23 protein-coding genes and 1 tRNA gene are annotated in these 25,790 nt (G+C 63.8%); 11 read left to right on the top strand and 13 right to left on the bottom strand.

Annotated elements, in window-relative coordinates; genetic code table 11:
* Positions 1 to 36 precede the first annotated feature (36 nt).
* The 3 genes from N3C64_RS14365 (at position 37) to N3C64_RS14355 (ending at position 2,446) form a co-directional block, all read left to right on the top strand.
* On the top strand, positions 37 to 408 hold the full coding sequence (locus tag N3C64_RS14365) for an HU family DNA-binding protein (protein WP_260014972.1): 372 nt from the start codon (positions 37 to 39) through the stop codon (positions 406 to 408).
* A gap of 19 nt (positions 409 to 427) precedes the next feature.
* Positions 428 to 502, top strand: a tRNA-Val gene (locus N3C64_RS14360).
* A 507-nt stretch (positions 503 to 1,009) separates the two neighbouring features.
* Positions 1,010 to 2,446: a coniferyl aldehyde dehydrogenase gene (locus tag N3C64_RS14355; protein WP_260014971.1), complete on the top strand. Its 1,437-nt coding sequence runs from the start codon at positions 1,010 to 1,012 to the stop codon at positions 2,444 to 2,446.
* 135 nt (positions 2,447 to 2,581) lie between these two features.
* On the opposite strand, the gene N3C64_RS14350 is transcribed toward N3C64_RS14355, so the two are convergent.
* The 6 genes from N3C64_RS14350 to N3C64_RS14325 all read right to left on the bottom strand — a co-directional run bounded on the left by N3C64_RS14350 (position 2,582) and on the right by N3C64_RS14325 (position 11,136).
* Positions 2,582 to 3,760: a hypothetical protein gene (locus N3C64_RS14350; protein WP_260014970.1), complete on the bottom strand. Its 1,179-nt coding sequence runs from the start codon at positions 3,758 to 3,760 to the stop codon at positions 2,582 to 2,584.
* Positions 3,757 to 4,512 (bottom strand): ATP-grasp domain-containing protein, encoded by a 756-nt coding sequence (locus tag N3C64_RS14345; RefSeq protein WP_260014969.1) that lies wholly within the window; start codon positions 4,510 to 4,512, stop codon positions 3,757 to 3,759. The genes N3C64_RS14350 and N3C64_RS14345 overlap by 4 nt, the downstream gene beginning before the upstream one ends.
* A gap of 321 nt (positions 4,513 to 4,833) precedes the next feature.
* On the bottom strand, positions 4,834 to 8,010 hold the full coding sequence (locus tag N3C64_RS14340) for an AAA family ATPase (RefSeq protein WP_260014968.1): 3,177 nt from the start codon (positions 8,008 to 8,010) through the stop codon (positions 4,834 to 4,836).
* A 9-nt stretch (positions 8,011 to 8,019) separates the two neighbouring features.
* Positions 8,020 to 9,651, bottom strand: a complete 1,632-nt coding sequence (locus tag N3C64_RS14335) for an FAD-binding oxidoreductase (protein WP_260014967.1) — start codon at positions 9,649 to 9,651, stop codon at positions 8,020 to 8,022.
* Positions 9,652 to 9,844: 193 nt separating this feature from the next.
* Positions 9,845 to 10,219 carry a DUF3307 domain-containing protein gene (locus tag N3C64_RS14330; RefSeq protein ID WP_260014966.1) on the bottom strand — a complete coding sequence of 125 codons (375 nt, stop codon included), beginning with the start codon at positions 10,217 to 10,219 and terminating at the stop codon, positions 9,845 to 9,847.
* A 194-nt stretch (positions 10,220 to 10,413) separates the two neighbouring features.
* Positions 10,414 to 11,136, bottom strand: a complete 723-nt coding sequence (locus N3C64_RS14325; RefSeq protein ID WP_218629560.1) for a Crp/Fnr family transcriptional regulator — start codon at positions 11,134 to 11,136, stop codon at positions 10,414 to 10,416.
* Between the two features lie 405 nt (positions 11,137 to 11,541).
* On the opposite strand from N3C64_RS14325, the gene N3C64_RS14320 reads away from it, so the two are divergent.
* The 7 genes from N3C64_RS14320 to N3C64_RS14290 all read left to right on the top strand — a co-directional run bounded on the left by N3C64_RS14320 (position 11,542) and on the right by N3C64_RS14290 (position 18,876).
* Positions 11,542 to 11,826, top strand: a complete 285-nt coding sequence (locus tag N3C64_RS14320; RefSeq protein WP_260014965.1) for a hypothetical protein — start codon at positions 11,542 to 11,544, stop codon at positions 11,824 to 11,826.
* 624 nt (positions 11,827 to 12,450) lie between these two features.
* Positions 12,451 to 13,353 (top strand): LysR family transcriptional regulator, encoded by a 903-nt coding sequence (locus N3C64_RS14315; RefSeq protein ID WP_218629562.1) that lies wholly within the window; start codon positions 12,451 to 12,453, stop codon positions 13,351 to 13,353.
* A 121-nt stretch (positions 13,354 to 13,474) separates the two neighbouring features.
* On the top strand, positions 13,475 to 14,638 hold the full coding sequence (locus N3C64_RS14310; protein ID WP_218629563.1) for an ABC transporter substrate-binding protein: 1,164 nt from the start codon (positions 13,475 to 13,477) through the stop codon (positions 14,636 to 14,638).
* A gap of 65 nt (positions 14,639 to 14,703) precedes the next feature.
* A complete protein-coding gene (locus tag N3C64_RS14305) occupies positions 14,704 to 15,687 on the top strand; it encodes an ABC transporter ATP-binding protein (RefSeq protein ID WP_218629564.1) in 984 nt (327 codons plus the stop codon).
* Positions 15,684 to 16,631: an ABC transporter permease gene (locus N3C64_RS14300; protein ID WP_218629565.1), complete on the top strand. Its 948-nt coding sequence runs from the start codon at positions 15,684 to 15,686 to the stop codon at positions 16,629 to 16,631. The genes N3C64_RS14305 and N3C64_RS14300 overlap by 4 nt, the downstream gene beginning before the upstream one ends.
* Positions 16,621 to 17,430, top strand: coding sequence for an ABC transporter permease (locus N3C64_RS14295; RefSeq protein ID WP_218629566.1), 810 nt, complete (start codon positions 16,621 to 16,623; stop codon positions 17,428 to 17,430). The genes N3C64_RS14300 and N3C64_RS14295 overlap by 11 nt, the downstream gene beginning before the upstream one ends.
* A gap of 21 nt (positions 17,431 to 17,451) precedes the next feature.
* Complete coding sequence (locus tag N3C64_RS14290) at positions 17,452 to 18,876, top strand: gamma-aminobutyraldehyde dehydrogenase (protein ID WP_218629567.1); 1,425 nt, start codon at positions 17,452 to 17,454, stop codon at positions 18,874 to 18,876.
* Between the two features lie 35 nt (positions 18,877 to 18,911).
* Here the strand turns inward: N3C64_RS14290 and N3C64_RS14285 are convergent, their stop codons facing one another.
* The 7 genes from N3C64_RS14285 to N3C64_RS14255 all read right to left on the bottom strand — a co-directional run bounded on the left by N3C64_RS14285 (position 18,912) and on the right by N3C64_RS14255 (position 25,340).
* Positions 18,912 to 19,985 (bottom strand): ketopantoate reductase family protein, encoded by a 1,074-nt coding sequence (locus N3C64_RS14285; RefSeq protein ID WP_260014964.1) that lies wholly within the window; start codon positions 19,983 to 19,985, stop codon positions 18,912 to 18,914.
* Positions 19,982 to 20,140 (bottom strand): hypothetical protein, encoded by a 159-nt coding sequence (locus tag N3C64_RS14280; protein ID WP_260014963.1) that lies wholly within the window; start codon positions 20,138 to 20,140, stop codon positions 19,982 to 19,984. The genes N3C64_RS14285 and N3C64_RS14280 overlap by 4 nt, the downstream gene beginning before the upstream one ends.
* Positions 20,137 to 21,207, bottom strand: coding sequence for an MBOAT family O-acyltransferase (locus N3C64_RS14275; protein ID WP_260014962.1), 1,071 nt, complete (start codon positions 21,205 to 21,207; stop codon positions 20,137 to 20,139). The genes N3C64_RS14280 and N3C64_RS14275 overlap by 4 nt, the downstream gene beginning before the upstream one ends.
* Positions 21,204 to 22,004 carry a hypothetical protein gene (locus N3C64_RS14270; protein ID WP_260014961.1) on the bottom strand — a complete coding sequence of 267 codons (801 nt, stop codon included), beginning with the start codon at positions 22,002 to 22,004 and terminating at the stop codon, positions 21,204 to 21,206. The genes N3C64_RS14275 and N3C64_RS14270 overlap by 4 nt, the downstream gene beginning before the upstream one ends.
* Before the next feature lie 17 nt (positions 22,005 to 22,021).
* On the bottom strand, positions 22,022 to 23,785 hold the full coding sequence (locus tag N3C64_RS14265) for an AMP-binding protein (RefSeq protein ID WP_260014960.1): 1,764 nt from the start codon (positions 23,783 to 23,785) through the stop codon (positions 22,022 to 22,024).
* Positions 23,782 to 24,429 (bottom strand): acetyltransferase, encoded by a 648-nt coding sequence (locus tag N3C64_RS14260; protein WP_260014959.1) that lies wholly within the window; start codon positions 24,427 to 24,429, stop codon positions 23,782 to 23,784. The genes N3C64_RS14265 and N3C64_RS14260 overlap by 4 nt, the downstream gene beginning before the upstream one ends.
* A 557-nt stretch (positions 24,430 to 24,986) precedes the next feature.
* Positions 24,987 to 25,340: a hypothetical protein gene (locus N3C64_RS14255; protein ID WP_260014958.1), complete on the bottom strand. Its 354-nt coding sequence runs from the start codon at positions 25,338 to 25,340 to the stop codon at positions 24,987 to 24,989.
* On the opposite strand from N3C64_RS14255, the gene N3C64_RS14250 reads away from it, so the two are divergent.
* On the top strand, positions 25,318 to 25,790 hold a 473-nt coding region (locus N3C64_RS14250; RefSeq protein ID WP_260014957.1), incomplete at its 3' end, for a PKD domain-containing protein. The two genes, N3C64_RS14255 and N3C64_RS14250, sit on opposite strands and share 23 nt — an antisense overlap.

The following is a 25,790-nucleotide window of genomic DNA, read 5'->3' as shown; positions in this document are numbered from 1 at the left end:
TAACCTGCGCTCGATTCGGACACCCAGGGGGATGACATGGCAAAGGCCACCCGAAAGACCACCAAGAAAACGGAAGCTGCGCCCGAAGCGCCTGCGCAGGCGGCTGCGGCCTCGGCGCTGCGCAAAAAGGACTTTGTGGAGCGCGTCGCCAAGATCTCGGGCGCCAAGAAGGCCGTGGCGCGCGATGTCGCGCAGGCGGTGCTTCAGGTGCTCTCGGAGGCGCTCGAGAAGGGCGAAACGATTGCCCTGCCGCCTCTGGGCAAGATGCGCGTCACCCGGACGGCGGTGAACAATGGCGCCTCGGTGTTGCATATCAAGCTCAAGCGCGGTTCGGCGGATGCGTCGGGGGCGGTGGCGCAAAAGGATGAAAAAAGCGCGGCGGACCCTCTTGCGGAGGGGGCGGAGTGAGGCTAAAAGCCCCTCCACCGGGCGATTAGCTCAGCGGTAGAGCGCTTCGTTCACATCGAAGATGTCAGCGGTTCAAATCCGTTATCGCCCACCAGAATTACCTTTTAATGGCCGTGACTTAGCGTCGCGGCCATTTGCTTTTGCGAAGTGTGCGTGGGTTCATCAAGCTGCGGATACGCTCTGCATAAAGCAGAGATGATCATGTTGTGTCCCCGAGGGGGACTGCCTTCACACAAGGCGGTGCCCGCCGCACTTTCTAGACCGGGGCGTTACGTTGCTGCGAGTTGCACCGGATTGTCGCGCTCTCGAACGTCCTGAAGACCGAGGAAGCCTTGATTGCCAGAACAGCATTCGGAGCCAGCTTTGTGGCGCTGTTCGAACCCATGCCCCAGCGGATCCGGAGCAGAATTGCCGCGCTGGCAATGGGGGGCGCTCGGGGCGTCGAAGCAGGGCGACGATGATAGGTTCCGCCCTCAACACCGTTGCGACCAAGCGACTTGCTCCGACGCCCGCGATCGCCGAGGGTAGCACGTCCTTTGGTACTGGCCCGCTGGCTTGCAACCGGTCTATGGCCATTTCGATACGCCCTGAGAGAAGCGCAATGCTGAATACCACTGCTCATGCTGAACCTGCCACGGAAGCGGACGTGCCCGGCGCGGCGCTCGCGCTCATGAAGTCCGCCTTCGCAGCCGAGCCATATCCCGCCATCGATGTCAGGCGTGACAGGCTTGACCGCCTGGAACGTGCATTGCGCGACTATTCCGATATGTTGATTGAGGCCATGAGCGAGGATTTCTCGTATCGGAGCCCGCACGAGAGCCGAATCTACGATATCACGGCGTCTCTGGGGGCGGTGCGTTTCGCTCGGCGGAATCTAAAGCGCTGGATGAAGCCGCGTCGGGTTGGGATGCCCCTGCATCTGTTACCCGCGAGCGGGCGCATCTTTCCGCAGCCACTGGGTGTCGTTGGCATCATCGCACCGTGGAACTTCCCTGTTTTCATGGTGGTGCCGCCCATGGCGACCGCGTTCGCAGCCGGCAACAGGGTGATGGTGAAACCTTCGGAGCTCTCACCACGCACCTCCGATATCTTGGCCCGGATGATCGGCGAGCGCTTCTCGCCCGAGGAGGCGATGGTCATCAACGGCGGGGAGGATGTGGCGCGGGCCTTCTCGGAACTGCCTTTCGATCATCTGCTGTTCACCGGATCCACCGCGGTCGGGCGCAAGGTTGCGCTTGCCGCTGCCAAGAACCTTACCCCCGTGACGCTTGAGCTTGGCGGCAAGTCCCCGGTCATTGTTACGCAGTCCGCCGATCTCGACGTCGCGGCTCGGCGGATCGCGTGGGGCAAGGCGGCGAGTGCGGGGCAGATCTGCGTTGCGCCCGACTATGCACTGGTTCCACGCGCGGTCATCGATGACTTCGCCGCCCGGGTTCTGTCGGCCTGGCAAGAGCAGCATCCGGCCGGAGCGACCAGCCAGGACTATTCCGCGATCATCTCGGAGCGCCATCTGCTCCGCCTGGAAGGAATGATCGACGAGGCGCGGCGCAGCGGCGCGACGGTTCTGCAATTGCAGGGCGCAGGTGAGCCCTCCAAGCGCAAGCTGCCTCCGTCGGTAATCGTCAACCCGTCTTGCGATCTGGCGGTGATGCAGGAAGAGGTCTTCGGGCCGCTCCTGTCGCTCATTCCCTATGACACACGGCAGGAAGCGCTCGATTTTGTGGCCGCGCGCGACCGGCCGCTGGCTTTGTATCTCTTTACGCAAAGCCAAGACGATCGGGATGTCTGGCTTCGGCAGTCGCATTCGGGTGGGGTCTGCATCAACGACGTGATCGTTCATGTCGGATGCGATACTTTACCATTCGGCGGAGTTGGTGCTTCCGGAAACGGCGCCTACCACGGTGATCGGGGCTTCGAGACCTTCAGTCACATGAAGTCTGTTTTTGCACAGCGGAGAGTAAACGGCACGTTCCTCGCCTCGCCGCCCTACGGCCCGATAAAGCGCAAGATCTGGAAACTCGTGGAGAGGATCGTGTGATCCAGGCCTGCTGGCCGAAGAGGCGCGTAGGTCGGCGGCGCTGACCGGAGCCGCCACCCGAGTTCCGCGACTAGCCCGCGCCTCCGCTGCCGACCGCGTCTGGTCCGAGGGCGGCTTCGCTGCGCACGGTGGGTTTCAGTCCCACTCGGCCAGCATCCCGGCTAGGGCCGCGCCGCGATCTGCCGTCTCCTGACGGTCCTTGCCCAGCACGAAACCTGTCCAAAGCGAGTTACCCTTTGCGGCGTCGAGAAGCGTGGCATCCAGCAGCCTCGTCGGCACGAACCAGCCCTCGCGGCTTGGGCCGTCGAGCCGGGCCATGATCTCGGAGATCGGCAGCAGGGTTGGTCCGCCGACCGACTGGCTTGTGCTCCAGGCTGTGCCTCGGGTAGCGGCCTCGTGCAGAAGGACCTGCGTCGTCGAGGCGTTGACCCGGAAGTTCGGATCGAAGGCGATCAGGCGCCCATCATCGGTAAGGCCCACGTCGAAGGCAGCGATGCCGCGATAGCCAAGTTGGCGCGCTTTTTCGCCTGCTGCGCGTACGATCCGACGACCTGCTTCGGGAAAGTCCCGCGCAGCGTCGATGATGCTGCCTGTTTGCCGGGCCGGGGCCGAAAAGGTCTGCTCGGCCGCACCAAGATAGACCGTCTCGGTGTCCGAGCAGCCCACATGCGCGCACCAGCAGGTAATTACGTTCAGCGCGTCCTCGGCAACCAGATCGGCGGCGGCTCCGGCTTCATGGAACCACTTCAGGGCCCCCTCGATCTCTTCTTGGGTCTCGCAGTAACGCACCGCATAGGCCCATCCGGTAACGGCGGCTCCCCCGGCTTTCAGGTAGACCGGTGGGGCGATGTTTGAGTTGTCATTCACGATCTGGCGCGGCGCGAGATGCTCTGCGGGAAATAGTTCCGACATGCGCGCCTTGGCGTTCAGCCGATACCAGAGCGGGGCGGGCACCACCGAGGCATCATCCGGGTAAAGCCCGGCGGGAAGCGGGTAGGGCGAGAACAGCCGATATCCTTCTGCGATCAGGGATCTGGCGGCAGCGATCGCCTCGTTTTCTGAGCGGTAGACCCGCATGTCCTCTTCGACGGATAACCGCGCGTTGCCAAGAAACTCAAGGATCTCGTCGGTCACCATTGAGGCGTGCCGCACGGAAGGCTGCCGTCCGAGAATCCCGATGGTAACCCCGGTCACCGAGTCGATGTTGACGTCGGTATACCCCAGCAGCCGCGTCGTCTTCAGGTCTGTGCGGGCCATCCAGGCCGCATCGGCGGGATAGAGTACGTCTTGCGAGACCGATGGCACGAGCGTCATTTCAGAAAATCCTCAATACCTAATGCAAGATTGCGCAGGCGCGGCGAGGCGGGATCGCCCGCGAAGCTCGGGGTCTTGTTTACGTCGAAAACAATCGCGCGCCCGTCGTGCACTACATAGTCGATCTTGCCGAAATCGACGCCGCAACGCGCGCGTGCCGCGAGCACCTCTTCCGGGGCCTCTTCAAGATACTCATAACGAACCATCGTCCCCGTCTTGACCATCGGGTCGTGCGCGAAGATCCGCCACCCGTAGCCGCGATCGCCCAGAAACATCCATCCGCGAATGCTGTAGAGGTCCCCTTCGCGCTCCGGTACGAAGCGCTCGACCAGATAGGCCGAGTCGCGCCATACCCAATCGGGAACATCGCGGACGTGATCCAGAACCGGGTAGGTCCGATAGGGCAGGCGCCGCGCGAGCTTCCAGTTCCACTGCGCGAGCATGTCCCATACACGCTCGACATGGCGCGATTTGTAAATCCGCCGCTCGGGAATGCCAAAGTGGTTGTCGTTCGTCTTTACGAGCACCGGCCCGTTCCAGTCTGTGTCTTGGGAAACCTGTAGTTGGGAGTAGCCGCGTTTACGGATGTCCCGTGCTGCACCGTTGATCACGTAAACGCCCTTCGGGGCCGGAGGCACCAGCGCCGGATCAATCAGGCTAATGTTGTGGTGCAGGATCGCGACGTCTGCGGCCGGGTCGAAGTCTTTGCCGACGCGGACCTCGTGGCCCGCCTCACGCCAGATCGCGTCCATCGATTTCAGAACGGATACACTATGATGTTTTCCATCTAGGGTCGCGATCGAGATTAGGGCCACGCGCGCCTCCCGCAGAGCATTTCTTTGAACTACGGGCAACCTGTAGCGCGACCGTGCGCAAGGTTCAATCGTGGGGCCTTCAGGGTGATTGCTTGGGGCTATCGATCGGCGGGCGAGCGCTTAGCAGCACGGGTTTGGCGGGACTTCCTGAGGCGGAACTGCGATTGGCGCCTCGCGCAGGGCTAAGATCTGCACGGCAGACCACGTGAAGCACGGTCCTCATCTCGTGGGGCCGACGCCCGATCGCGGGGCGATGGATCAAAACGTCAGACGCGCCGAGACCTTCAGCAGATCCCGTTCCAGTCGTGTGGCGACAAGCTCCCCCGATTGGGCGCGGGCAATCTTGAGGCCCTGCTCCATCAGCGCGCGGGCGGCGTCTGGGTCGCAGTCGCGCTCGAAGTTCAGATGCGCTTCCAGGCGGTACAGCTCTCCGGCGAAGCGCAGATCTCCGCCATCGGAAATGGCGCGGGCATGATCGAGCGCCCATGCGACATCGCGCCAGCGACCGGCCTTGGCGCAGGCCTCGGCATAAAGCAGATACCACCAGTTGCCAAAAGCCTTGACCGTGATCAGGCGCTCAACTCCCTCGCGCGCTCTGGCCAGGCCTTCATCAACCCCGCCCTCGCGGGCGCGCAGGAGTCCGACGAACAGGTCGCGATAGCCGACCCAGTTCGGCAGGGAGTGCTGGGCCATCAGCGCCTCAAGCTCGGCAATATAGCCCTTGGTCAGGTCGTGGCGGCCGAGGAACTCGGAATGCATCGAGACGAAAACAAGTATATGCCCGCTGTCATGGACCCGCCGCATCGTGCGCGCGTAATCGAACATGCGATTGCGCCAGCTCTCGGCATTGGCGGTGTCGCCTTTCAGCAGATAGGCCTCGGACAGTCCCAGCATAACCATCGTGACATGGTCCGAATGCCCCTGTCGCATCATCTCGCCGTGCTGCTCGGGGTCGAAAAGCGCCATGAACGCAAGGTAGTGATGCAGCGCCTGGTCGATCTCGCCTACGAAAAGAAACGAAGTGGCGCACATGCGATGGGCGAAGAGCCGGTCGATATCGGATCCCTCGGCGGCGACCTCATGCGCTTGTCGCGCAAGTTGCAGGGCCGCGCGCCACTCGTTTCCGCTTCCAAGATGAACCCAACGTGCCTGCAACGCCGGGATAAGCTTGTCAGAGTCGCCCAGTTGCTTGCTGAGGCGGATGGCGTGCTCGGTCTGCTCGGAGGCACCTAGCGACTGGTAGCCGGAAACGCAGATCATCGCGCTGAGCAGGTTTAGGCGGATTTCAAGCTCATCTGAATCGCGCTGCCTTGAGGGCTCGGCCAGGGTGATCTCGGCCAGCGCCTTCGAGAAGAAGGCCGAGGCTTCGGCATAGGCGGATCGCTGGAAGGCGCGACGACCAGCACGCAGCCACTGCGCCGCCGCCGGGATATGGGCGCCGGCATTGGCGTGCTGTATCGCGATGATATGAGGTTGCTTGTCGGCGATTTCGACAAACTGTGTCGTCAGAACTTCTGCGATGCGCGCATGAAGCGCAGGTCGCTGTCGTTTCAGCAGCAGGTCATAGGCGGCCTCGCGCACCAGGGTGTGCTGGAAGCGGACCACATCGCCATAGGCGTTCTTCCCGGGGATGAGAATCTCGGCCTCGATCAACTCCTCAATGGCGGAGCGGGCGGTGTCGGCGGGCACGTCGGAGACCGCTATGAGCAGGGCGACGGGAAATTCACGCCCGATCGCGGCGCCAAGACATGCGATGCGGCGGCCTTGGGTCAGCCGATCAAGGCGCGCCTGAAGCGCCTGTGACAACGTCACCGGAACATGTTCCGGCGCAGAACCCGCCGCACCAGCGCCCACGGCCTCGAAATAACCGCGCGCCAGTTCCTCGGCAAAGGTTGGCACGCCGTCCGAGCGTGCGACAATAGTTGCAAGCGCTTCGTCACTGATCGGGCGATCGGCTGCGACGGCCTTTACCAGTTCGGCGACCTCGGCTCCGTTCAGGCGGCCCAACGCGATGACCTCGGCCTGCGGCGGCTCGAGCCAGGATTTGTGAAGACCGGAGCCTGCGGTAACAACCACGACCGTCCCGGCGTTTGCCATGGCCTCCCGGTTGCGCTCTAGCAGTTCGGAGCTGGAGGGGTCGAGCCACTGCGCATCCTCAACGATCACATGCGCCGAGGGCGCAGCCATCGCAACAAGCAACTGTCCAAGCAGGGCCATAAGCCGGTTGCGGATCTCCTGCCCGCCCATGGCGGCCAAAGGGCCATCCGTCTGCGCTTGCCGGCCAAGCAACATGCACAGCAGGGCAATGCGCTCCTCCTCGGGTTCAAGAAAGGCCGAGAGAAACTCGCCGATCCTTGCGCGGCTCTGCTCCCGGTCGTCATCCGCACGTAGTTGGCACGCCGCTTCGAGCAGGTAGCGTATCGGCTCGAACGGCACATCGACGCCGTAGGGCGAGCATTGGATGATCATGGCGCGCCGCCCTTCGGGGCAGAAGGCCGAGACAGCCCGGCGTGCGAGGCGCGATTTGCCGATACCAGATTCCCCAGTCACCACCAACGTTTGGCCGCGCTTGTCGCGCAGTGCCGCCGAAAGTCGCGCCAACTCTGCCGCGCGCCCCACGAAAATGCTGCTGCCGCGATTGGATCGCAGGGCGTCAAAGCGGCTGGTGCGCATATTGCGCCCGATGACCTGCCAGACGGGGACCGGCTCGGCGATGCCCTTGAGCCGGTGCGCCCCCAGATCGGCGCAATCGAAAACCTTGCCGATCAAATCGTGTGTCTGGGCCGAGATGACGATGGTGCCGGGGTGCGCGAGGGTCTGAAGCCGGGCGGCAAGGTTCGGTGTCTCACCGATTGCGCTGTCATCGAGCAGGGCAGCACCCGCATCATGTGCGCCCACGACGGTCAGGCCGGTCGCAATTCCGATGCGCGCCTGCACGCGCCGCCCCGCCAGTGTAGGAAGCTTCGAAACTCTCTCCAGCGCGGCAAGTCCGGCGGCCACGGCGCGCTCAGCGTCATGCTCGGATGCGGTCGGATAGCCGAATGTCGCCATGACCCCATCGCCGAGAAACTTGGCCACATAGCCGCCAAGTGGGCGGATCGCGGCCTCCAGCGCGCGCCGAAACAGCGAGATGAAGTCGATATAGTCCTCGGGATCGCTGGCGGCGGCGAGCGACGTCGAATCCACCAGATCGCAAAACAGCACCGTCAGGAGCCGCCGCTCGGCCTCGTGCGGTGTCGCTGCCATAGCCTTGATGGAGGACAGCATCCGCCGCCGATGCCCGACCGAGGTGACGCCGATCTCACGCAGATCCTCGGTGGTCAGTTGCGGCAGGACGGAGCAATCGACATCGTTGGCGCGGAATGCCTCGGTGTACTGCGCGAGCCCGAGGGTCGTCAGCCATTCCTCGATATCCGCGCCGTTCTCCTGGCTCATTGAGTGACCTCAGAGCGCAAGCCGGATTGGTTGTGCGCCCCCGACCTCGTCGATCGGAAGCGCGAGAGCCGCCAAGATATCGGCGGGGATCTCGTCGGGCCCGGGCGTCTCGTCGCTCAGGGGCACCGGCACCTCCTGTGCGAAGCGGAAGGAGTGCCCGGGATCGTATTTCTGGCGCACTTTCTTCAACCCCGGCAGGGCGGACTTCCAGTAGTTGTGGGGATAGTCCGGCACGCTGATGCTGGGATAGTTCTGATAGACGCCGCCATTCCAGAAACGCTCCATCAGCTGGATCCAGTCATGCATGAAGGCCTCGGCCGCCGCGCGGTCGCCGGGCATGTACCAAAAGACATCCAGCACAGCGTCGTACAGCACATCGCGATGCACGAAAGCACTGTTTTCAAGCGGGTAAGAGGCGATCTTGCCACCATAGACCTCCAGATACATGTAGGACATGGTGTTGGGCGATTTCGTGGTGAAGAAGGTCAGTACCTCGATCCACTCGGCCGCGGACAGATCCTTGGCGACATACCGAGAGGCCTTGTCCTCGTTCGGCATGCCATGCGCGACGATGGGCTGATCCTGCGGTTCGTTGAGCAGCGCATCCAGAACCTCCATATAGGTGCCGGTCTTCGTCCATTGCACCGTCGCGCCGGGCATCGCCGCCAGAGGCTTCATCGAGGCAATCGCGTCTTGCGGGTTGCCCACCCACAGGCCGCGCACCATGAAGACGTAACCGGGCGTGGGCATCGGCACGCCCTTTTGCAGCTCGGTCTGATAGACGATCAGCACCTGCAGGGTCAGCGCGTCGCCGTAAACCCCGTTCGGCCCCATGTAGTCGCGCTGAAGCCGCAGCATGACATCGGCCGCCAGCGCGATCTGCGCGGGGGTCTCGAGCGTCCATGCGAGCGCCCATCCCGTGACCTGCTTCAGCGGGTAGAGCTGGTAGACCACTTCGAGCAGGATCCCGAAATTGCCGCCCGTGCCGCCGCGCATCGCCCACCACAGATCGCGGTTCTGGTTGGGTGTGGCGATGACGATCCGGCCATCCGCCAGCATCACCTTCATCGACAGGACGTTGTCGCAGTTCATCCCGAAGCTGGCGGCGGTGAACCCCAGCCCGCCCCCCTGCACGAAGCCGCCGACGCGGACCGTGTCGCATTCGCCGCTTGGCACGTGCAGGCCATAAAGCGCGAGCGCCCGGTTGAGGCGCGCGAAATCACAGCCGGCGCCGACCGTGGCGGTCTTCATCGCGGGATCGACGACGACATGGTCGAGCCCCTTGACGTCGATCAGAACGCCGTAGCCTGCGGAAAACCCGGCGGTGCAATGCCCACCCGAACGGATGGTAAAGGGCATGGTCCCGCGCTTGCCGATCTGAAGCGCGATCCCGACGTCACTTTCGCTTTCGCAATAGATGATGACGCAGGGCGCGGGGTTGAAGACGGGGTTCGTGAGCAGCCGATCGGTATCGTAGCTCGGGTCTCCGGGCATCACGATCCTGCCCACCATGGCCGATTGCGCGGCCTTCAGCGCCTCGCGCGTCAGGCCAAGCTGGGTGAAAACTGCCTCGGGATGGGTGTCCCAAAGGCTGAAAATGGCTGCGTCGGTCGTGCGCTTGTAGGAATGGTTCTTGGGCATGGCGGGCCACCGTTTCGAATGAGCGGGGTTTCTGAAAAAAGAACGTCGAACGCGGAAAAGCCGCGCCGGGCGCTGCGGAACACATTCAGCTGAGTGTGTTGGAACGCTTAACGGATTTCAAACCTTTTCCTGATTCATCGCTCATGGCCGCCCCCGACGCGCCTGACAAATCAGGGTCAGAGAGGGGAGGGCCTCAGACCGCCCAGACTGCGACGATGCATATATAGGTCAGTTGGTGCAGCAACTGGTCTGCACCCAGGGAGTACCAATAGGCGCTGTCGCTTGGCGTCAGGAGTCTAAGAGCGGTCAGCCGTTCTTTGCCCCAGTCTATGTGGTAGTGAACGAGGGCTTCGATCAGCATCGCCAGGGCAATCGCCTTGCCGGCCACTCCGAGGTACAGCAAGATCGGGAGTGTCAGGGCAACGTGCACAGCCACATGCAAGAGCCCGGCCGGATGGCCATATTTGCCCTTGTCCACCACCATCCGGCGGGATTGTAGCAAGAAATCCGCGATGTAGTGCTTGAGCTGAAATAGCGCCACCGCGATCAGAATGTGACTGGCTGACAATCGCCTTACTCCGATACTCAGAACAGCCTAGGTGCGAAAAAGCTGCGAGGCAATGAAATCCGGGGCTTCGCGGCCGGAGGCAGCGGACAATCGCTAAAGGCGCGCACGATTCAAAACTCACTACATGGTCAATCAGGTGAGTGTTGTCCGCGCCGGGGATGCGCCCTGTTCCCTGGGGAATAGATGACGCGAAGTTATCCGTTCCCGTGCACCGGATCGCGCTCGGCAACCTCTGTCAATTCGGCGACGCGGCAGATCAGCAGCTTTTCCTTGCGCGTGACAATGCCCTCGGCCACGAGGCTGTTCAGGGCGCGATTGACCTTGGGCCGACTGGCGCCAAGCATCGCCGCGATGTCGCCCTGCGTCAGATCGAACGGGAGTTCTGCCACGGCTTCGATCCGGGTGCCATGGTGTTGGCGCAGCATGGCCAGCAGGAACCGCGCGAAGCGCGCCTGCAAATCGTAAAGCGCCAGCGCCTCCAGCTTGTCGTTGGTTTCGCGCAGCAGCAGCGAAAGATAACGTGCTGCCGCCAGCGGCACGTCCGGGTGTCGCGCGCAAAGCGCGAGGTAGTCGCGGCGGTGCAAGGTCAGGCCGCACAGTTCCTGAAGGGTCGTACAGTCGGAGGAACGCGGCTCTCCGTCGATCACCGACATCTCGCCCACGCACTCGCCCGGTAACGCATCGCGCAGCACGAGTTCGCGCCCATGTGGCGTCGCCAGCGTCAACCGGACCCGGCCAGCGGTGACGATGATCATGTAGTCGCCCGCGTCGCCGCGCTGAAAGATCGTCGATCCCGGTGCCCATTTGCGCGGCAGCAAGCGCTCGTCGATCTGCGCAACGATTTCGGCGCCGAGCCCCTCAAATAGGGGGAGGCGCTCGATGATCCTGCGTCGCTCGTCGGAACCCAGACTATCCATTTCCACTCACGTCAGCTGCTCTGCTTGTTTCTGCGCCACCTGCGCCATGTCCCGCAAGAGAGAAGAGGTGAACCCCATGGGCGGCCTGAGCTTAACAAGCCACGTCTTCGGGGCCCCGTCAGCAAAAAATTGACCCTACGTTACCTGAGAAACAGCCTGTGGCTGAGACTCGGCGCATCTTCGTCTGGTCAAGAGTTACTTCGCGTAATGTAAGGCGCCCGCGCGGCAACCAATCAAGAACGCGCCTTCGCGCCTCGTCACCCGGCTTCGATTGTGCAGGGAGCACCGCGACAGACCGCCCCTGATAGCCTGCCTTATCCAAGAGCAGGAAGCGATACGTCATACCTACTGCAAGGGAGAACACAAATGTCGATCCTAAACGCGCACCATCACTCTTCTTGGCCGATGATTGCCCTTATCGGCTCTGCGGCCGCCTTGGCGATGCTGCTGACCTTCGATCCCGGCGCGCTGAAGTTTTCGGATGACGGCGGTCCGATCCGGGCTACGGCGGTTTCGCCGTCGGGCGCATCCGCCGCGGGTGGCGCCACCGCGACAGCACTCGATTTTGTGGTCAGCGGCAGCCCGAACCACCGCGTTCTCACGCCGCGGTCCGAAATGGCGATGACTGCGGCGAGCATGGATGTTGGCCCGCCGCGCCGCAGCTATGCGGTCCATGTGCCGCCGAAGTAAGAATGCAGCGCGGTCGCGGCTTCTAGTGCGCGGCCGCCCCATCCCGATGGATTGGTTGGCCCGCGAGGCCCGGATAGCGCTCCGGCCTTCGTGGGTCGACCCGTGAAGTGCATCGGGCGGCAAGGTCGCCGTTCGCTCCCGGGCGGCAAGGTGTTTTGGCCATTCTCCTCAAATGGCTGAAGATCGAGGTTCAGGCTAATTGCAGGAAATCTCAGAAAAATGCGCCTTATGTTCCCCAAGGAACAGACCTGCCGACCCGATGTGCCCCAAATGAGGGTGTCAGATCGGGGTTTGATGGCGGCCACGCCGGAGATCCCCCGAATTGTCCGTTGGTAGTTCGTGAGTGTTTACCTACTTCCCATTCCCTGGTGGGGTCGCAATTGCGGCGATCCTCGTGGGCGAGCCGTTATTTCCTTTCAGCATGATTGAATAGTTCCAGGCTCGCCCACGGTTTTTCTCCTTATGACACGTAGGCTGGCGCGCAGGGGCATGTGCAATCCTCCCGGTATTCGCCTTGTCGGTCGAACCGATCCGCTACTTGCAGGAGAATTGCGCCGTGCGAAGGTGCTTGAGCCCAGGCGGGCTTCGTGGTGCTATCCGGCGCAGGTTAGGGGCAGGGGCGCGATGGCCTTCACACTCAAGCAGCTTCGATATTTCGTGGCGGTGACCGAGGCAGGCACGGTCTCGGGCGCGGCCCATGCGCTGGCGATTTCGCAATCGGCAGTGACCGAGGCGATCCGAGAGCTTGAGGCCGATCTGGGTGTGACGCTGTTCGATCGCCACCCGCGCGGCCTCGACATCACCCAAAAAGGCCACCAGTTCCTGCGCCATGCGACGGGCATCCTGAGCAATGTCTCGGACGCGCGGCACGCGCTTTCGACCGAGGCCGAGGACATTACCGGCACGTTGCATATCGGGGTGACCTCGCTGGTGGCGGGCTATGTGCTGTCGGACATTCTGGCGCGGTTCCGGCGCGCCAATCCGAAGGTCGAGGTGAATGCGGTCGAAGATAGCGGCGATTACCTTGAGCACCTTCTGGTCGGCGGCGAGCTGGACGTGGCCGTGATGGTCACCTCGAACATGCGCGACCGCATGGCGCTGCAAACCGAGATCATCGACGTCTCTCCCTATCAGCTGTGGCTGCCAAACGGGCATGACCTGAGCACGCGCACCTCGGTCTCGATTGGCGATCTGATCGACGAACCGATGATCATGCTGCGCGTCGATGAGATCGAGGAGGCTACGCGCAAGCTGCTGTCGGCCTTTGGCGCGCGGCCACGCGTGGCCTTCCGCACCCGCTCGGTCGAGGCGGTGCGTTCGCTGGTGGCGACGGGTGCGGGGATCGCGCTTTTGCCCGAGATGGTCTATCGCCGCTGGTCGCTGGAAGGCGACCGGATCGTGTCGCGCGACGTGTCCGGCAGCTTGCCGGTGGTGCAGGTCGGTGTGGTCTGGCGCAAGGGTGCGCCCCTGTCGCGCGCCGCGCGCGAGTTCGTTCTGGCTGCGCAAGTTCATAATAATGCGAAGTAAAATTCCGCTATCGGAAACACCGATAGCGCCAACCAGATTATTGAATTTGTGAAATCGGTTCATCGCGCGCAGGCTCTGCGCCAAGGGAGTCGAAGCTCCCATGGCAACAGGGATGACGCTGATGAAACAGATCTACATGGGATGCACCTCGGCGCTGGCGCTTGGGCTGGCGATGGCGCTGCCTGCGGGTGCTGCCGATATGCTGACCGAGCTTGGCGCGGGCGAGGGCTCGGTCTCGATCGTGGCTTGGCCCGGCTATATCGAGCGCGGCGAGACCGATCCGGCCTTCGACTGGGTGACCAAGTTCGAAGCGGCTACCAGCTGCAAGGTCGAGGTCAAGACCGCCAATACCTCGGACGAGATGGTGGCGCTGATGAACGAGGGCGGCTTTGACCTTGTCACCGCTTCGGGCGACGCCTCGCTGCGGCTGATCGCGGGCAAGCGCCTGCAACCGGTTAACGTTGACCTCATCCCCAGCTGGTCGCGTGTCGATGACCGCCTCAAGGACGCGCCTTGGCACACCGTGGACGGGATGCACTATGGCACCCCCTTCATGTGGGGTCCGAACGTGCTGATGTACAACACCGAGGCCTTCCCCGAGGCGCCGACAAGCTGGGATGTTGTCTTCAAAGAGATGGACCTGCCCGACGGCAAGTCGAACAAGGGCCGGGTGCAGGCCTATGACGGCCCGATCTACATTGCCGACGCGGCGATGTATCTGATGGCGCATCAGCCCGAACTGGGCATCAAGAGCCCCTATGAGCTGAATGAGGACCAATACGCCGCCGCGCTTGACCTGCTGCGCGGTCAGCGCACGCTGGTTTCGCGCTACTGGCATGACGCGTTCATCCAGATTGACGACTTCAAGAACGAAGGGGTCGTGGCATCGTCCTCCTGGCCGTTCCAGGTGAACCTGCTGCAAGCTGACAGTGCCAAGGTGGCCTCGGTCATCCCCGAAGAGGGCGCGACTGGTTGGGCCGATACGCTGATGCTGCATGCCGACAGCGAGCACCCGAACTGCGCCTATATGTTCATGGAGCATTCGCTGAATTCGAACCTGCAATCGGACCTTTCGGTCTGGTTCGGCGCGGTTCCCTCGGTTCCCGAGGCCTGCACCGACGGCTCGGGGATGCAGAACGCCGAAGGCTGCGCTACGAACGGGCTGGGCGATTTCGAGCGCATCAACTTCTGGCGTACGCCGGTTTCGAAATGCGACAGCCAGGGCACCTGCGTCCCCTACTATCGCTGGGTGTCCGACTATATCGGCGTGATCGGCGGCCGCTGATCCCCGCCTGAAAGCCCCGGACCGGCACCCTGCCGGTCCGGGAGCCTCCCCCCGAAAGAACTGACATGACTGATGCTGTGACCTTCCGTGGCGTTTCGCGCCATTTCGGACCCGTACGGGCCGTGGACGAGGTGGATCTGGAGATCCGCGACGGAGAATTCTTTGCCATGCTGGGGCCGTCCGGCTCGGGCAAGACGACTTGCCTGCGCCTGATCGCGGGCTTCGAGCAGCCGACCGCCGGCCATATCGAGATTTTCGGCGAGCGCGCCGATGGCGTGCCGCCCTATCTGCGCAACGTCAACACCGTGTTTCAAAGCTACGCGCTGTTTCCGCATATGAACGTGCTCGACAACGTGGCCTTCGGGCTGCGGGTCAAGGGCGTGAGCCGGGCAGAGCGCCTGAAGGCTGCCGAAGAGGCGCTCTCGATGGTCGAACTGGCGGGCTACGGCAGCCGTCGCGCGGGCGAGCTGTCGGGCGGCCAGCGCCAGCGCGTGGCTCTGGCCCGCGCGCTGATCAACAAGCCCCGCGTGCTGCTGCTGGATGAGCCGCTCGGCGCGCTTGACCTCAAGCTGCGCGAACAGATGCAGGAGGAACTGCGCAAGCTGCAACGCGCGCTTGGGCTGACCTTCGTTTTCGTGACGCATGACCAGGAAGAGGCGCTCTCGATGGCCGATCGCGTCGCGGTTTTCGCCGAGGGCCGGATCCAGCAGGTGGGCAGCGCCGAGGACATCTACCGCCGCCCGGCTTCGCGCTTCGTCGCCGATTTCGTGGGCTCGTCGAACGTGATCCCGGCTGATTTCGCGGGCGTGGGCGCCGCGGGCCAATGGGCGAGCCTGCGCCCCGAGGACATCACCCTTGACCCCGCCGGGCGCGAGGCGGTGGTGACCGGGCGCTATTTCCATGGCCGCGTGGTGAAACTGGCGCTGGATGTCGGCGGCCAGGCCCTGACCGCGCTGGTTGCTCCGCGTGACGACCTGCCAGATGCGGGCCAAGCCACGCGCATCGCCTGGGATCCGGCGCGGGTTCACCTGATGGAGCGCGGATCATGAGCGCCATCTCCCCCGCCATTTTCGCCCCGCGCTCGGGGCCGCTGTCGCGCGCGGTCGATTGGGTGATCCGCCACCCGCGCATGTTCGTCTTCCTGATGGTGCTGCCGATCACGCTCTGGCTGGGCATCGTCTATATCGGCGCGCTGATCGCGCTACTGATCCAGAGCTTCTTCTCGATCGACGAATATTCCGGCCTGATCGTGCATGAGTTCACGCTCAAGACCTATGCCGAGCTGTTCCGCTCCTACAATCTCGACATCATCATCCGCACGGTGTCGATGGCGGCGGCGGTGACGCTGGCCTCGGCGGTGATCGCCTTCCCGATCGCCTATTTCGCGGCCCGCTATGCGCGCGGCAAATGGAAGGCGCTGTTCTATATCGGGGTCATGCTGCCCCTGTGGTCGAGCTACCTTGTGAAGGTTTACGCCTGGAAACTGGTTCTGGCCAAAGAGGGCATCCTGAACTGGCTGTTTGCCAAGCTGCACCTGACCTGGGCGCTGGAGGCCGCGCTGGCGCTGCCGGTGGTGGGGGGGAACTCGCTCTCGGTCAGCTATCTCGGCACCTTCATCGTCTTCGTCTATATCTGGCTGCCCTATATGATCATCCCGGTTCAGGCGGCGCTGGAGCGTGTGCCCGCGCCGCTTCTGGAAGCCGCTGCCGATCTGGGGGCAACGCCGGGCCAGTCGTTTCGAATGGTGCTGTTCCCGCTGGCAATGCCGGGGATTGTGGCAGGGTCGATCTTTACCTTCTCGCTGACGCTTGGCGATTACATCATCCCGCAGATCATCGGCTCGTCGCGGCTCTTCATCGGGCAGGCGGTCTATACCCAGCAGGGCACGGCGGGGAACATTCCGCTGGCTGCCGCCTTCACCGTGGTGCCAATCGTGATCATGGGGCTTTACCTGTGGGGCGCGCGCAAGATGGGGGCTTTCGATGCACTCTGATAACCGCGCACCGCTTCCGCTCAAGCTGGCCGCCGCCGGAGGGCTGTTCTTCCTGCTCGCGCCGATCGCGCTGATCTTCGTCTATGCCTTCACGACCGAGGAAAAGAGCTTTCAGTGGCCGCCGCCCGGTTTCACGCTGAAATGGATCGGTGTCACCCTCAACCGTCCCGACGTGTGGGAGGCGCTGTTCCTGTCGCTGCGCGTCGCCGCGATCTCGACCGTCATCGCGCTGGCGCTTGGCACGCTGACCGCCGCCGCCGTGGCCCGGTCGCGCTTTTTCGGGCGCGAGACGATCTCGCTCCTGGTCATCCTGCCGATTGCCTTGCCGGGGATCATCACCGGGATCTCGCTGCGCTCGGCGTTTTCTCTGCTGGAGATCCCGTTCAGCACCTGGACCATCGTGCTGGGTCACGCGACCTTCTGCATCGTCATCGTCTATAACAACGCGGTGGCGCGGTTCCGGCGCACCTCGGGGGCGCTGATCGACGCGGCGATGGATCTGGGCGCGGACGGGGTGCAGACCTTCACGCTGGTGATCCTGCCCAATATCGCGACCGCGTTGCTGGCGGGAGGGATGCTCGCCTTCGCGCTCAGCTTTGATGAGGTCATCGTCACCACCTTCACCGCGGGGCAGCAGACCACGCTGCCGATCTGGATGCTTGAGGAACTGGTGCGCCCGCGCCAGCGCCCGGTGACCAACGTCGTCGCCATGGCCGTCGTGCTGGTGACGGTGCTGCCGATCCTTGCCGCCTATTACCTGACCCGCGACGGCGAACACACCGCTGGCGCAGAGAAATAAGACAAGAACAGGGAGACTGAGATGGACACCCAGATGCTGATTGGAGCCAGCCTTGTGAGCGGCACCGAGACCGAGGAGCAGATCCTCAACCCGCGCACCGGCGAGCTGATCGTGTCGCTGCCCGAGGCCTCGCTGTCGCAGGTCGAGGCTGCCGTCAGCGCCGCCGAGAAGGCCTTTGCCGGATGGTCGCGCACGACACCGGCCGAGCGTTCGGGCTATCTGCTCAAGATCGCCGAGCGGATCGAGGCCGAGGCCGAAAGCCTTGCGGCGCTAGAGGCGATGAATTGCGGCAAGCCCGGCCATCTGGCACTGGGCGACGAGATCCCTGCCATCGTTGACTGCTTCCGCTTCTTTGCCGGTGCCGTGCGTTGCATGACCGGCCCGGTCGCGGGGGAGTATCTGGCGGGGCACACGTCGATGATCCGCCGCGACCCGATCGGTATCGTGGCCTCCATTGCGCCCTGGAACTACCCGCTGATGATGATGGCCTGGAAGATTGCACCTGCCATCGGCGCGGGCAATACGGTCGTCTTCAAACCCTCGGAGCAGACCCCGCTGACCGCGCTGCGCATGGCCGCGATCTTTGCCGAGATCCTGCCCGAAGGCGTCGTGAACATTATCCTCGGGCGTGGGGAGACGGTGGGCTCGGCGCTGATCAACCATCCGAAGATCGCGATGATCTCGCTGACCGGCGACATTGCGACGGGGCGCAAGATCCTTGAGGCCGCGAACAAGACGATCAAGCGCACGCATCTGGAACTGGGCGGCAAGGCGCCGGTCATCGTTTTCGACGACGCCGACATCGAGGCCACCGTTCAGGGCCTGCGCGCCTTTGGCTACTACAACGCCGGGCAGGATTGCACCGCTGCCTGCCGCGTCTACGCGCATAGCGCGGTTTATGATCGTTTCGTCGCCGATCTGAGCGACGCGGTCTCGTCCATCGCATACGGGCAGGCGGATGATGCGCAAAACGAGATGGGCTCGCTGATTTCGCTGCGTCAGCGCGACCGGGTGGCCAGCTTCGTCGCCCGTGCGCGCGAGGCCAACCACATCGAGGTCGCCACTGGCGGCGAAATCCCCGATGGGCCCGGCTTCTTCTACAAGCCCACCGTCATCGCGGGCGCGCTGCAAACCGACGAGATCGTGCGCCGCGAGGTCTTCGGCCCCGTCGTCTCGGTCACCCGCTTCGACGATGCCGATCAGGCCATCGCCTGGGCGAATGACTCGGATTACGGCCTCGCGTCCTCGGTCTGGACCAAGGATGTCTCTAAGGGGCTGCAAGTCGCCTCGCGGCTGCAATACGGCTGCACCTGGGTGAATACCCACTTCATGCTGACCAGCGAAATGCCGCATGGCGGGTTGAAGCAGTCGGGCTACGGCAAGGATCTGTCGTCCTATGCACTCGAGGATTACTCGGTCGTGCGCCACGTCATGATCGCACATTGATCGCAAGGGGGGCGTTCGCGCCCCCGGCAACCTCCTTACGGCTGTAGGGCCGCGCGGTTCTGGTCGAGCCGCTCGGAAATCGTAGCGCTGATCCGGCGCAGAGCCTCGATCATCTCGGGGGCGGCACCAGTCTCGCGCAACAGGCCAAGCGCCAGCAGGTCATAACGTTCGACCTCGCGGGCGCCGCTGGCCAGCGCGCGCGCCAGAGACGAGGGCCGCACGAGTTGCCCCGCCGCGCGGTGATAGGCGTCGAAGGGCACCAAAGCCGCCGGTGATGCGCCAATGGCCAGAAGTGCTTTGCTGAGCGCGTCGTAGATCCGGCGGCTTTCCTCGGGGTGGCTGCCAATCGCATCGTGGATCGACATGGCAGAGCCATCGGGCCTGAGGCAGCGGCAATTGCCGGTGATCAGCATCGGCCATTTGGCCAGCGGCGCGAAGATCGATCCTTTGGCGAGCAGATGCACCGGCACGCGGCCCCAGACCGCCTCGACCCGCGAGGCATCGCGGGCGATCTGGGCGAGGATCTCTTGATCCTCGGGTCGTGCGAAGGGGGCGAACTTGAAGTTCGACGCTAGCGTCACCCGCAGATCGCCCGGACGCGCGGGGTCTGGGCGGAAGACCTGCGGGTCGGGGCTTGCCAGTGTCATGCGCTCGGCGGGCAGGGCTGCCCAGACCTCGGCCGCGCCGTAAACGCCCGCGCGGATCGCGGGCGGTAGGGAGGGAATGCGGTCAAGGAACGGCGGGGGCGGCATGTTCATCAGCGAGGCGATGGGCATCACCCCGCCGATCCGCTTGAGCAGCGACGCGATCTCGGGGCTGCGCGCCTGCGGTTCCTGAATGGCGAGGAAAGCGATCTCGTAGCCCGATGGGTCTACCGCCCCGGGGGTTGTGAAGCTGAGTGCCGTGTCGCCAAGCGGCGGGCGCAGGACGCGCCCTTCGCCGAAGTCGAGCGAGGCACCGTGTTGCGCGATCAGGGCAACCTCTGACGGATGCCCCACGACAGTGACGGCATGATCCGCCGCCGCGATCTTGATTGCGGGCAGCAGCCCATAGCTTGCGCCGATGACCAGAACACGGCGTGGGCGGAAGGGGGTGTCACCTCGGCTCATCTGTCGTTTTCCATGTCAATGTAGATCACGTCGCGGGCGGACTCGTTGCCGAAGAAGAGAACCGAGACGATCCCCAATGCGTAGGTCAGCGTGACCGCGAGCCAGATCGCCTGTGCGGGCAGAAACCTTGCGTAGAAGCGCACCAATGGTGTCATTGCATCACTCCCAACAGGCCGATCACGGGGCGCGCGGCGGATAGCCAAGCGAACACCGAGAGCGGACCCAGAACGGCAATCGCGCGCGGGCCAAGCCGGTCGATGCCAATCCAGCGCGGTACGAAGCGCGCAGCCAAAATGCCAAGGGATTGCCATAATGACCACAGCACGTAATAGACCGAGAATTCGTGCCATAGTCCCACCGCCAGCATCGCGACCACAAGCCCCAAGAGCGGGCTGCGCGTCAGTGCGGCAAGCGGGCGGAAGACATAGTCGCGCACCCAAAGCGTCAGCGACATGTGCCAGCGCTGCCAGAACGAAATCAACGAGCGCGCAGCCCAAGGACGGTCGAAATTCTCCTCTAGCGTCAGCCCCATCATGAGCGAGATGCCGAGGGCAACATGGGTGGCACCCGCGAAAACGAAGTAGAGGTTGATCCAGTCGACCGCTGAGAGCGCCCAGCTTGACCAGAAGGCGGGTGCCCCCTCGCTCAGCTTCACGACCCCGCGATGAAGCTCCGCTACCAGCCCCCCCGCGATGAAATAGATGAAAACGAGGCCAAGCAGTAGTCGCTCGGCCCCGGTCATGAAGGCGGCGGTGTCCCATCGCCAGCGGCGCAGTTGGTGCTGGAAATGGGGCAGGCGGTTGATCGGCCCAGCAACGAAGACCGGCAGGAACAGGAAATACCGCAGGCTTTCACGCAGGCCCGGCGCGCGTAGGCGACCCATCCACCACTCGATCACGACATGCAATGCGCGCAGGGTGAAGAAGGCGCCGCCGATCCATCCCCAACCCGGCGTCAGCCTTGAGAAGACGAAAGCGGCTGCGATGAGCAGGCTCAGCGCAGCCGCCAGCGTGTCCTTTCGCCGGGCGCCATGCGTGAGGAGCATCGGAAGTCCGAACGCGATCGAGGCGACCCAGGCTGCCGTTGCCGGCGAATAGGCCAGCAGCGCCGCCAGTGTCCAGGCTGCCACGGCGTCGAACGCATAGGTGCGGGGGACCAGCCAGACAAGCGGCACACAAGCCAGCGAGAAGGCTATGAAAAGCAGGAAATCGACGCCGATCACGATTGCGCCCCTTGCCAGGCCGCAAGTGCGTCTATGAAGCGCGCCGAGCCACGGGCATTCACATGCGCCTGATCCTTGAACAGATCGCTCTCCCACGTGCCTTGCGGATCCACCACGAACAGTTGCACCCCGAGGCGCTCGGCCAGCGCCGCAGCCGCGCGATGAAAGCGCGCCATGTCCACACTGCCGATATGTTCGCGCGCGACCGGGGCGCGGGGCATGGCGACCAGAATGATCTGCGTGCCGCGCGCCTTCGTGCTCAGCTCTTGCCATGCAGCTTCGTGGCAGAGCGGGGGGAACTGCAGCGGATAGCTTGCCGCGATCCTTTCGAGGTCAGGTTCGCGCGGGGCTTGTTCGCGAGAATCCTGCAAGTAACGCTGTGGGAAATCCCGCTCCAGCAGCGCAGGTTTGGCGAACCCTTTGATGTCGTAAGAGATCCGCTCCAGCTTGTAGTGTGATCCGCAACCGGGATTTCGCCCGGCCAACCGTGTAACGAGTGGGTTGACCTCGATATAAAGAGTTTTGACCCGGGCACTCACCGCTGCTCGCGCTAGCGAGAGAAGCTGCCCTTCTCTAGCGCTAGGGATCCCGAGTCGAATGAACGTATCGGAAAAGAATTTCTGTGCGGTTCTCCCATCATCCGCGTTCGGCACGGCATCGCGCATCAGCGAGGTGCCGATGAACGCCATCTCGTGTCCCGCAAAGGTGCTTGCCAGAGCGCGCTGGCTTGCGATCTTCGTGTACCCGAACAGGGCTGCGACCAGCAGTATCGCCGCAACCCAGGCAAGGGTCATCATCCGGCCAGAAGGATGCTTCATGGCTGGTGCTCGACCGCCTGTGCGAAATCCCCAAGGGCGCGCAGCGCACTGACCCGAGCGGCGGGGATGCGGCAGTCGAAATGCTCCTCGATCGCCAGCACGAGGTTCAACTGGGTGAAGCTGTCCCAGGCCGCGAGATCGCGCGGCGTGGTTTGTAGCGTCAATTGCGATAGCGGTACGCGGAACACTTTGGCGGCGATCTCCAGCACGGTCTGCGCGTGGTCGGGGCGTTGCTTACCCGTGCTACGTTCTGCCAGGCGGGCGGTCGCCAGCGCACGCACTTTGTCGAGCTGTGGCTTCCCCGACAGGCCCCGCGGAATCGTCGGCAGCTCGATGATATGCTTCGAGACTTTGCGCGGCTCGACGAACTGGCGCAGATGCTCGGTCAGGGCAGTCTCGTCGCACGGGCGGGCCAGGATGACACAGGTGACGCCGATCTCGCCGAAAAGCTCATCGGGCAGGCCGACCGTGACGCTTTCCGACACGTCGGGATGGCGCAGCATTGCGTCGTCGATCTCTTCGGGATGGATCAGCACGCCGCCGGTTACGATCGCGGTCTTGACCCGACCTATGATCTCGTAGCTGCCGTCGGGGCGCATCTGGGCAAGGTCGCCGGTGCGGAACCAACCGTCCTGAGTGAAGCTGTCCGAGGTGCGCTGCGGATTGCGCCAGTAGCCGTGAAACACGTTCGCTCCGCGCAGCTGCAACTCACCCTGCGCGGCACCATCGGCTATGCGCGCCTCGCAGTCGACAGGATTGCCGATCGTGCCACGCGCCCCGAGTTCCGGCCCGTCACCCGCATAAAGCGCGCTGGCGACGGTTTCTGTCAGGCCGTAGTGGTTGATAAGCGGACGCCCGAAGCGTTTCTCGATCCGCTCCCACAGCGGTATGGGCATCTTGGCCGCCACGGTCATCAGCATCCGGCATTCGGGCGCGTCGAAGTAGTCATCATGCGCGGCAAGCCGGTCGATCATCGACCAGACGGTGGGGACGGTCAGCACATGGGTCGCGCGCAGGCGCCGCACCGCGCCGAGCCAGTCCTCGATGGCGCCGATCTTGAAGCCCCCGGCGCGCAGCACAGCAGCGCCGTTCCAGGCGGCCAGCACCGGTCCTTGGATCATCCCGTCCGCATGGGCCAGCACCATGTCGTTGAAGATCCGCGCCTCGGGGCCGTAATCGAACAGCCGGGTCAGGGTGGTCAGGTTCGCGGCAAGGTTTGCGCGCGTGATCTCGACCCCACTCGGTGTTGCGGTTGTCCCCGAGGTGAACAGCAGGTACGCAAGCCCGTCATCGCCCGGTTGCCGGGCAGGGCGGGTGGTCTCGGCGATCTCAAGCCCGAATTCAGCCGACGCCCTGCGCGCCCCGAACAGTCGCAGCCCGCCCGGCTTACGCTGTGCGAGCAGGTGTGTCACGGTCGGTTGGGGAAGCTCGGGCAGGGCGTTGTCGGACAGAACCAGCCCCGGCTCGACCATCTCGACGATGGCGCGCAGGCGGTTGTCGGGGCAACTGCCTTCCAGCAGAACGGGCACCACCCCATCGACAAGGCCCGCCAGAAAGGCCGCGCAGGCGACCTCGTCCTGCGCGGTGCGCAGCACGAAGCGATCGCCGGATACAAGCCCCGCCGCGTCGAACATGGCCAGCCACTGGCGAATGCCGCGCGCGATATCGCGATAGCCAATCCGTTGATCGGGGGTGACAAGGAAGTCGCGCGAACCCGAGTCAGTCAGGTTTCGCCACAGCCGCGCGGAAAGATCGTTCACTCCGCCCCCTCCCGGTTGAGCGAGGACGGAACCGCGCGCATCCGTACCGCCTTGCCCGGATTGCCCGAAACAAGCGCGTTATCCTCGACATGCTTGCGCACAACGGTTCCCGCCGCGACGCGCACGTTCGCGCCGATCCGCACGTCGGATTGAATGACGGCACCGGCGCCAATCATGCTGTTCGCGCCGATCCGGACGTTCCCCGACAGGATCGCACCGGGCCCGATGCTGACCCAGTCCCCAAGCACCGTGTGATGCCCGATCGAGGCGCTGCGGTTGATCAGAACGCCTTGCCCGAACATGCATCCGCCGCCGATCACCGCACCCGCGTTGATAAAGCTCCCCGGTCCGATGCGCAGCTTGGGCGGCAAGATCGCGGTAGGGTCGATCAGCGCATCGGCCAACGAAAACCCGGCTTCCAGAGCCAGCTGCGCCAGCTCGTCGCGCTTGTCGGGTGCGAAGGCGCAGGGCATCGCGGCGCCCCTGGGCCGGTCGCCAAGCGCCGCCAGCTCCACGATCTCGATGTCGGACAGAACACGGGGATGGCCCGCGACCGAGACGCCATAGGCGATATCGGTTCCCGATCTTGTCGCCGCTATTTCGTAATCCACAACCAGCGGTGACCTGAGCCCGAACAGTATCAAATCGCCTCCACGCAATCCATTGCCCGCTTGAGGGGTGCCAATACCTTGCGCGAGGGTAGTCGAGTTCGATTGCTCGGGCAACGGAGTGAATGGGTCTGTGCGCCGAGGGCATGGGTTTCGGCTGGCTCGGGCCGGTAATCGATCCGCCGTTTCGAGTGGGGATGATCGACGCACCAAACGGCCTCTTTCGGTGCGGTGTCGTGGCAAGAAACCCAAGAATGAAACGCATTTTGCGCGGCTCCTCGTGGCGGCGCTGTCACAGTCGCAGGGCATGCGTGCCGCCGCGCAACGATTCATTGCGTTAATACTTTGTTAACCATTTACTCGATCTGGCCGATCGGTTCAGGCTGAGGTATTGAGCACATGCGTATTAAGCGAATTTCTGGTTTCTCTACGTTGCGGGCGGCCTCCGGTCGGGCGGTGTTGCGCCGCCTCGCGAGGAGAGGCGCCATCTTGGTCCTGGGTCTTGCCGGAGTCGTGGGGTCCGCCGCAGGGGCTATGGCCGCCTGTACCGCCACCAACCCGGTGCTGACCGTGACCTACCCGTCGGGCTATACCTATCCCGCTGCCGGCGGGGGGCAAGGGACGACCCTTACGTTCCGCGTGCAGTACACGGTTGCCTCGACAGGAAACAATAGCCAACGGTGCCCCGACTCGATTCCGATCTCTATCACCGGGATCAGCAATCCTGATGGAATCCCGAACCCGATCTCATGCACGGCTACGCTCTCGATTTCGCACGGGAATAAAGAAGAGACACAGGCGGCAAGCTGTACGGCAAACTGGACCGCGCCGGCCAGCCCCTCCGCATCGACGGTCGTGTCCGCATCGGCCTCCGGGTTGAACAGCAGCTTTGCAATCACGTCCGGGCAATCTTCTCCTGCGACATTGTACAGGGCGAGCTCGAACACGGCGCCGACGGCGAATGCGGGGACGGGCCAGTCGGTGGCCTCTGGCGCGACGGTCAATCTCGATGGCAGCGGTTCGAGCGACCCCGAGGACGACACGCTGAGCTACAGTTGGGAAGAGACGAGCAGCACGGGCGTCAGCCTGAGCGGCGCGTCGACTGCGACGCCAAGCTTCACGGCGCCGACGCTTTTGTGGTCGGACAGCCCGGTCGATCTGGTGTTCAGGCTTGTGGTGAGCGACGGGGAGTTTTCGTCCGAAGCGAGCGTGACGGTGACGGTGAACCCGCCGGCGCGGCCGAACACGGCGCCGACGGCGAATGCGGGGACGGGCCAGTCGGTGGCCTCTGGCGCGACGGTCAATCTCGATGGCAGCGGTTCGAGCGACCCCGAGGACGACACGCTGAGCTACAGTTGGGAAGAGACGAGCAGCACGGGCGTCAGCCTGAGCGGCGC

The organism is Sedimentimonas flavescens (assembly GCF_025154035.1).
Classification (GTDB): domain Bacteria; phylum Pseudomonadota; class Alphaproteobacteria; order Rhodobacterales; family Rhodobacteraceae; genus Rhodobacter; species Rhodobacter flavescens.
This window is presented reverse-complemented; position numbering and strand designations above follow the sequence as displayed.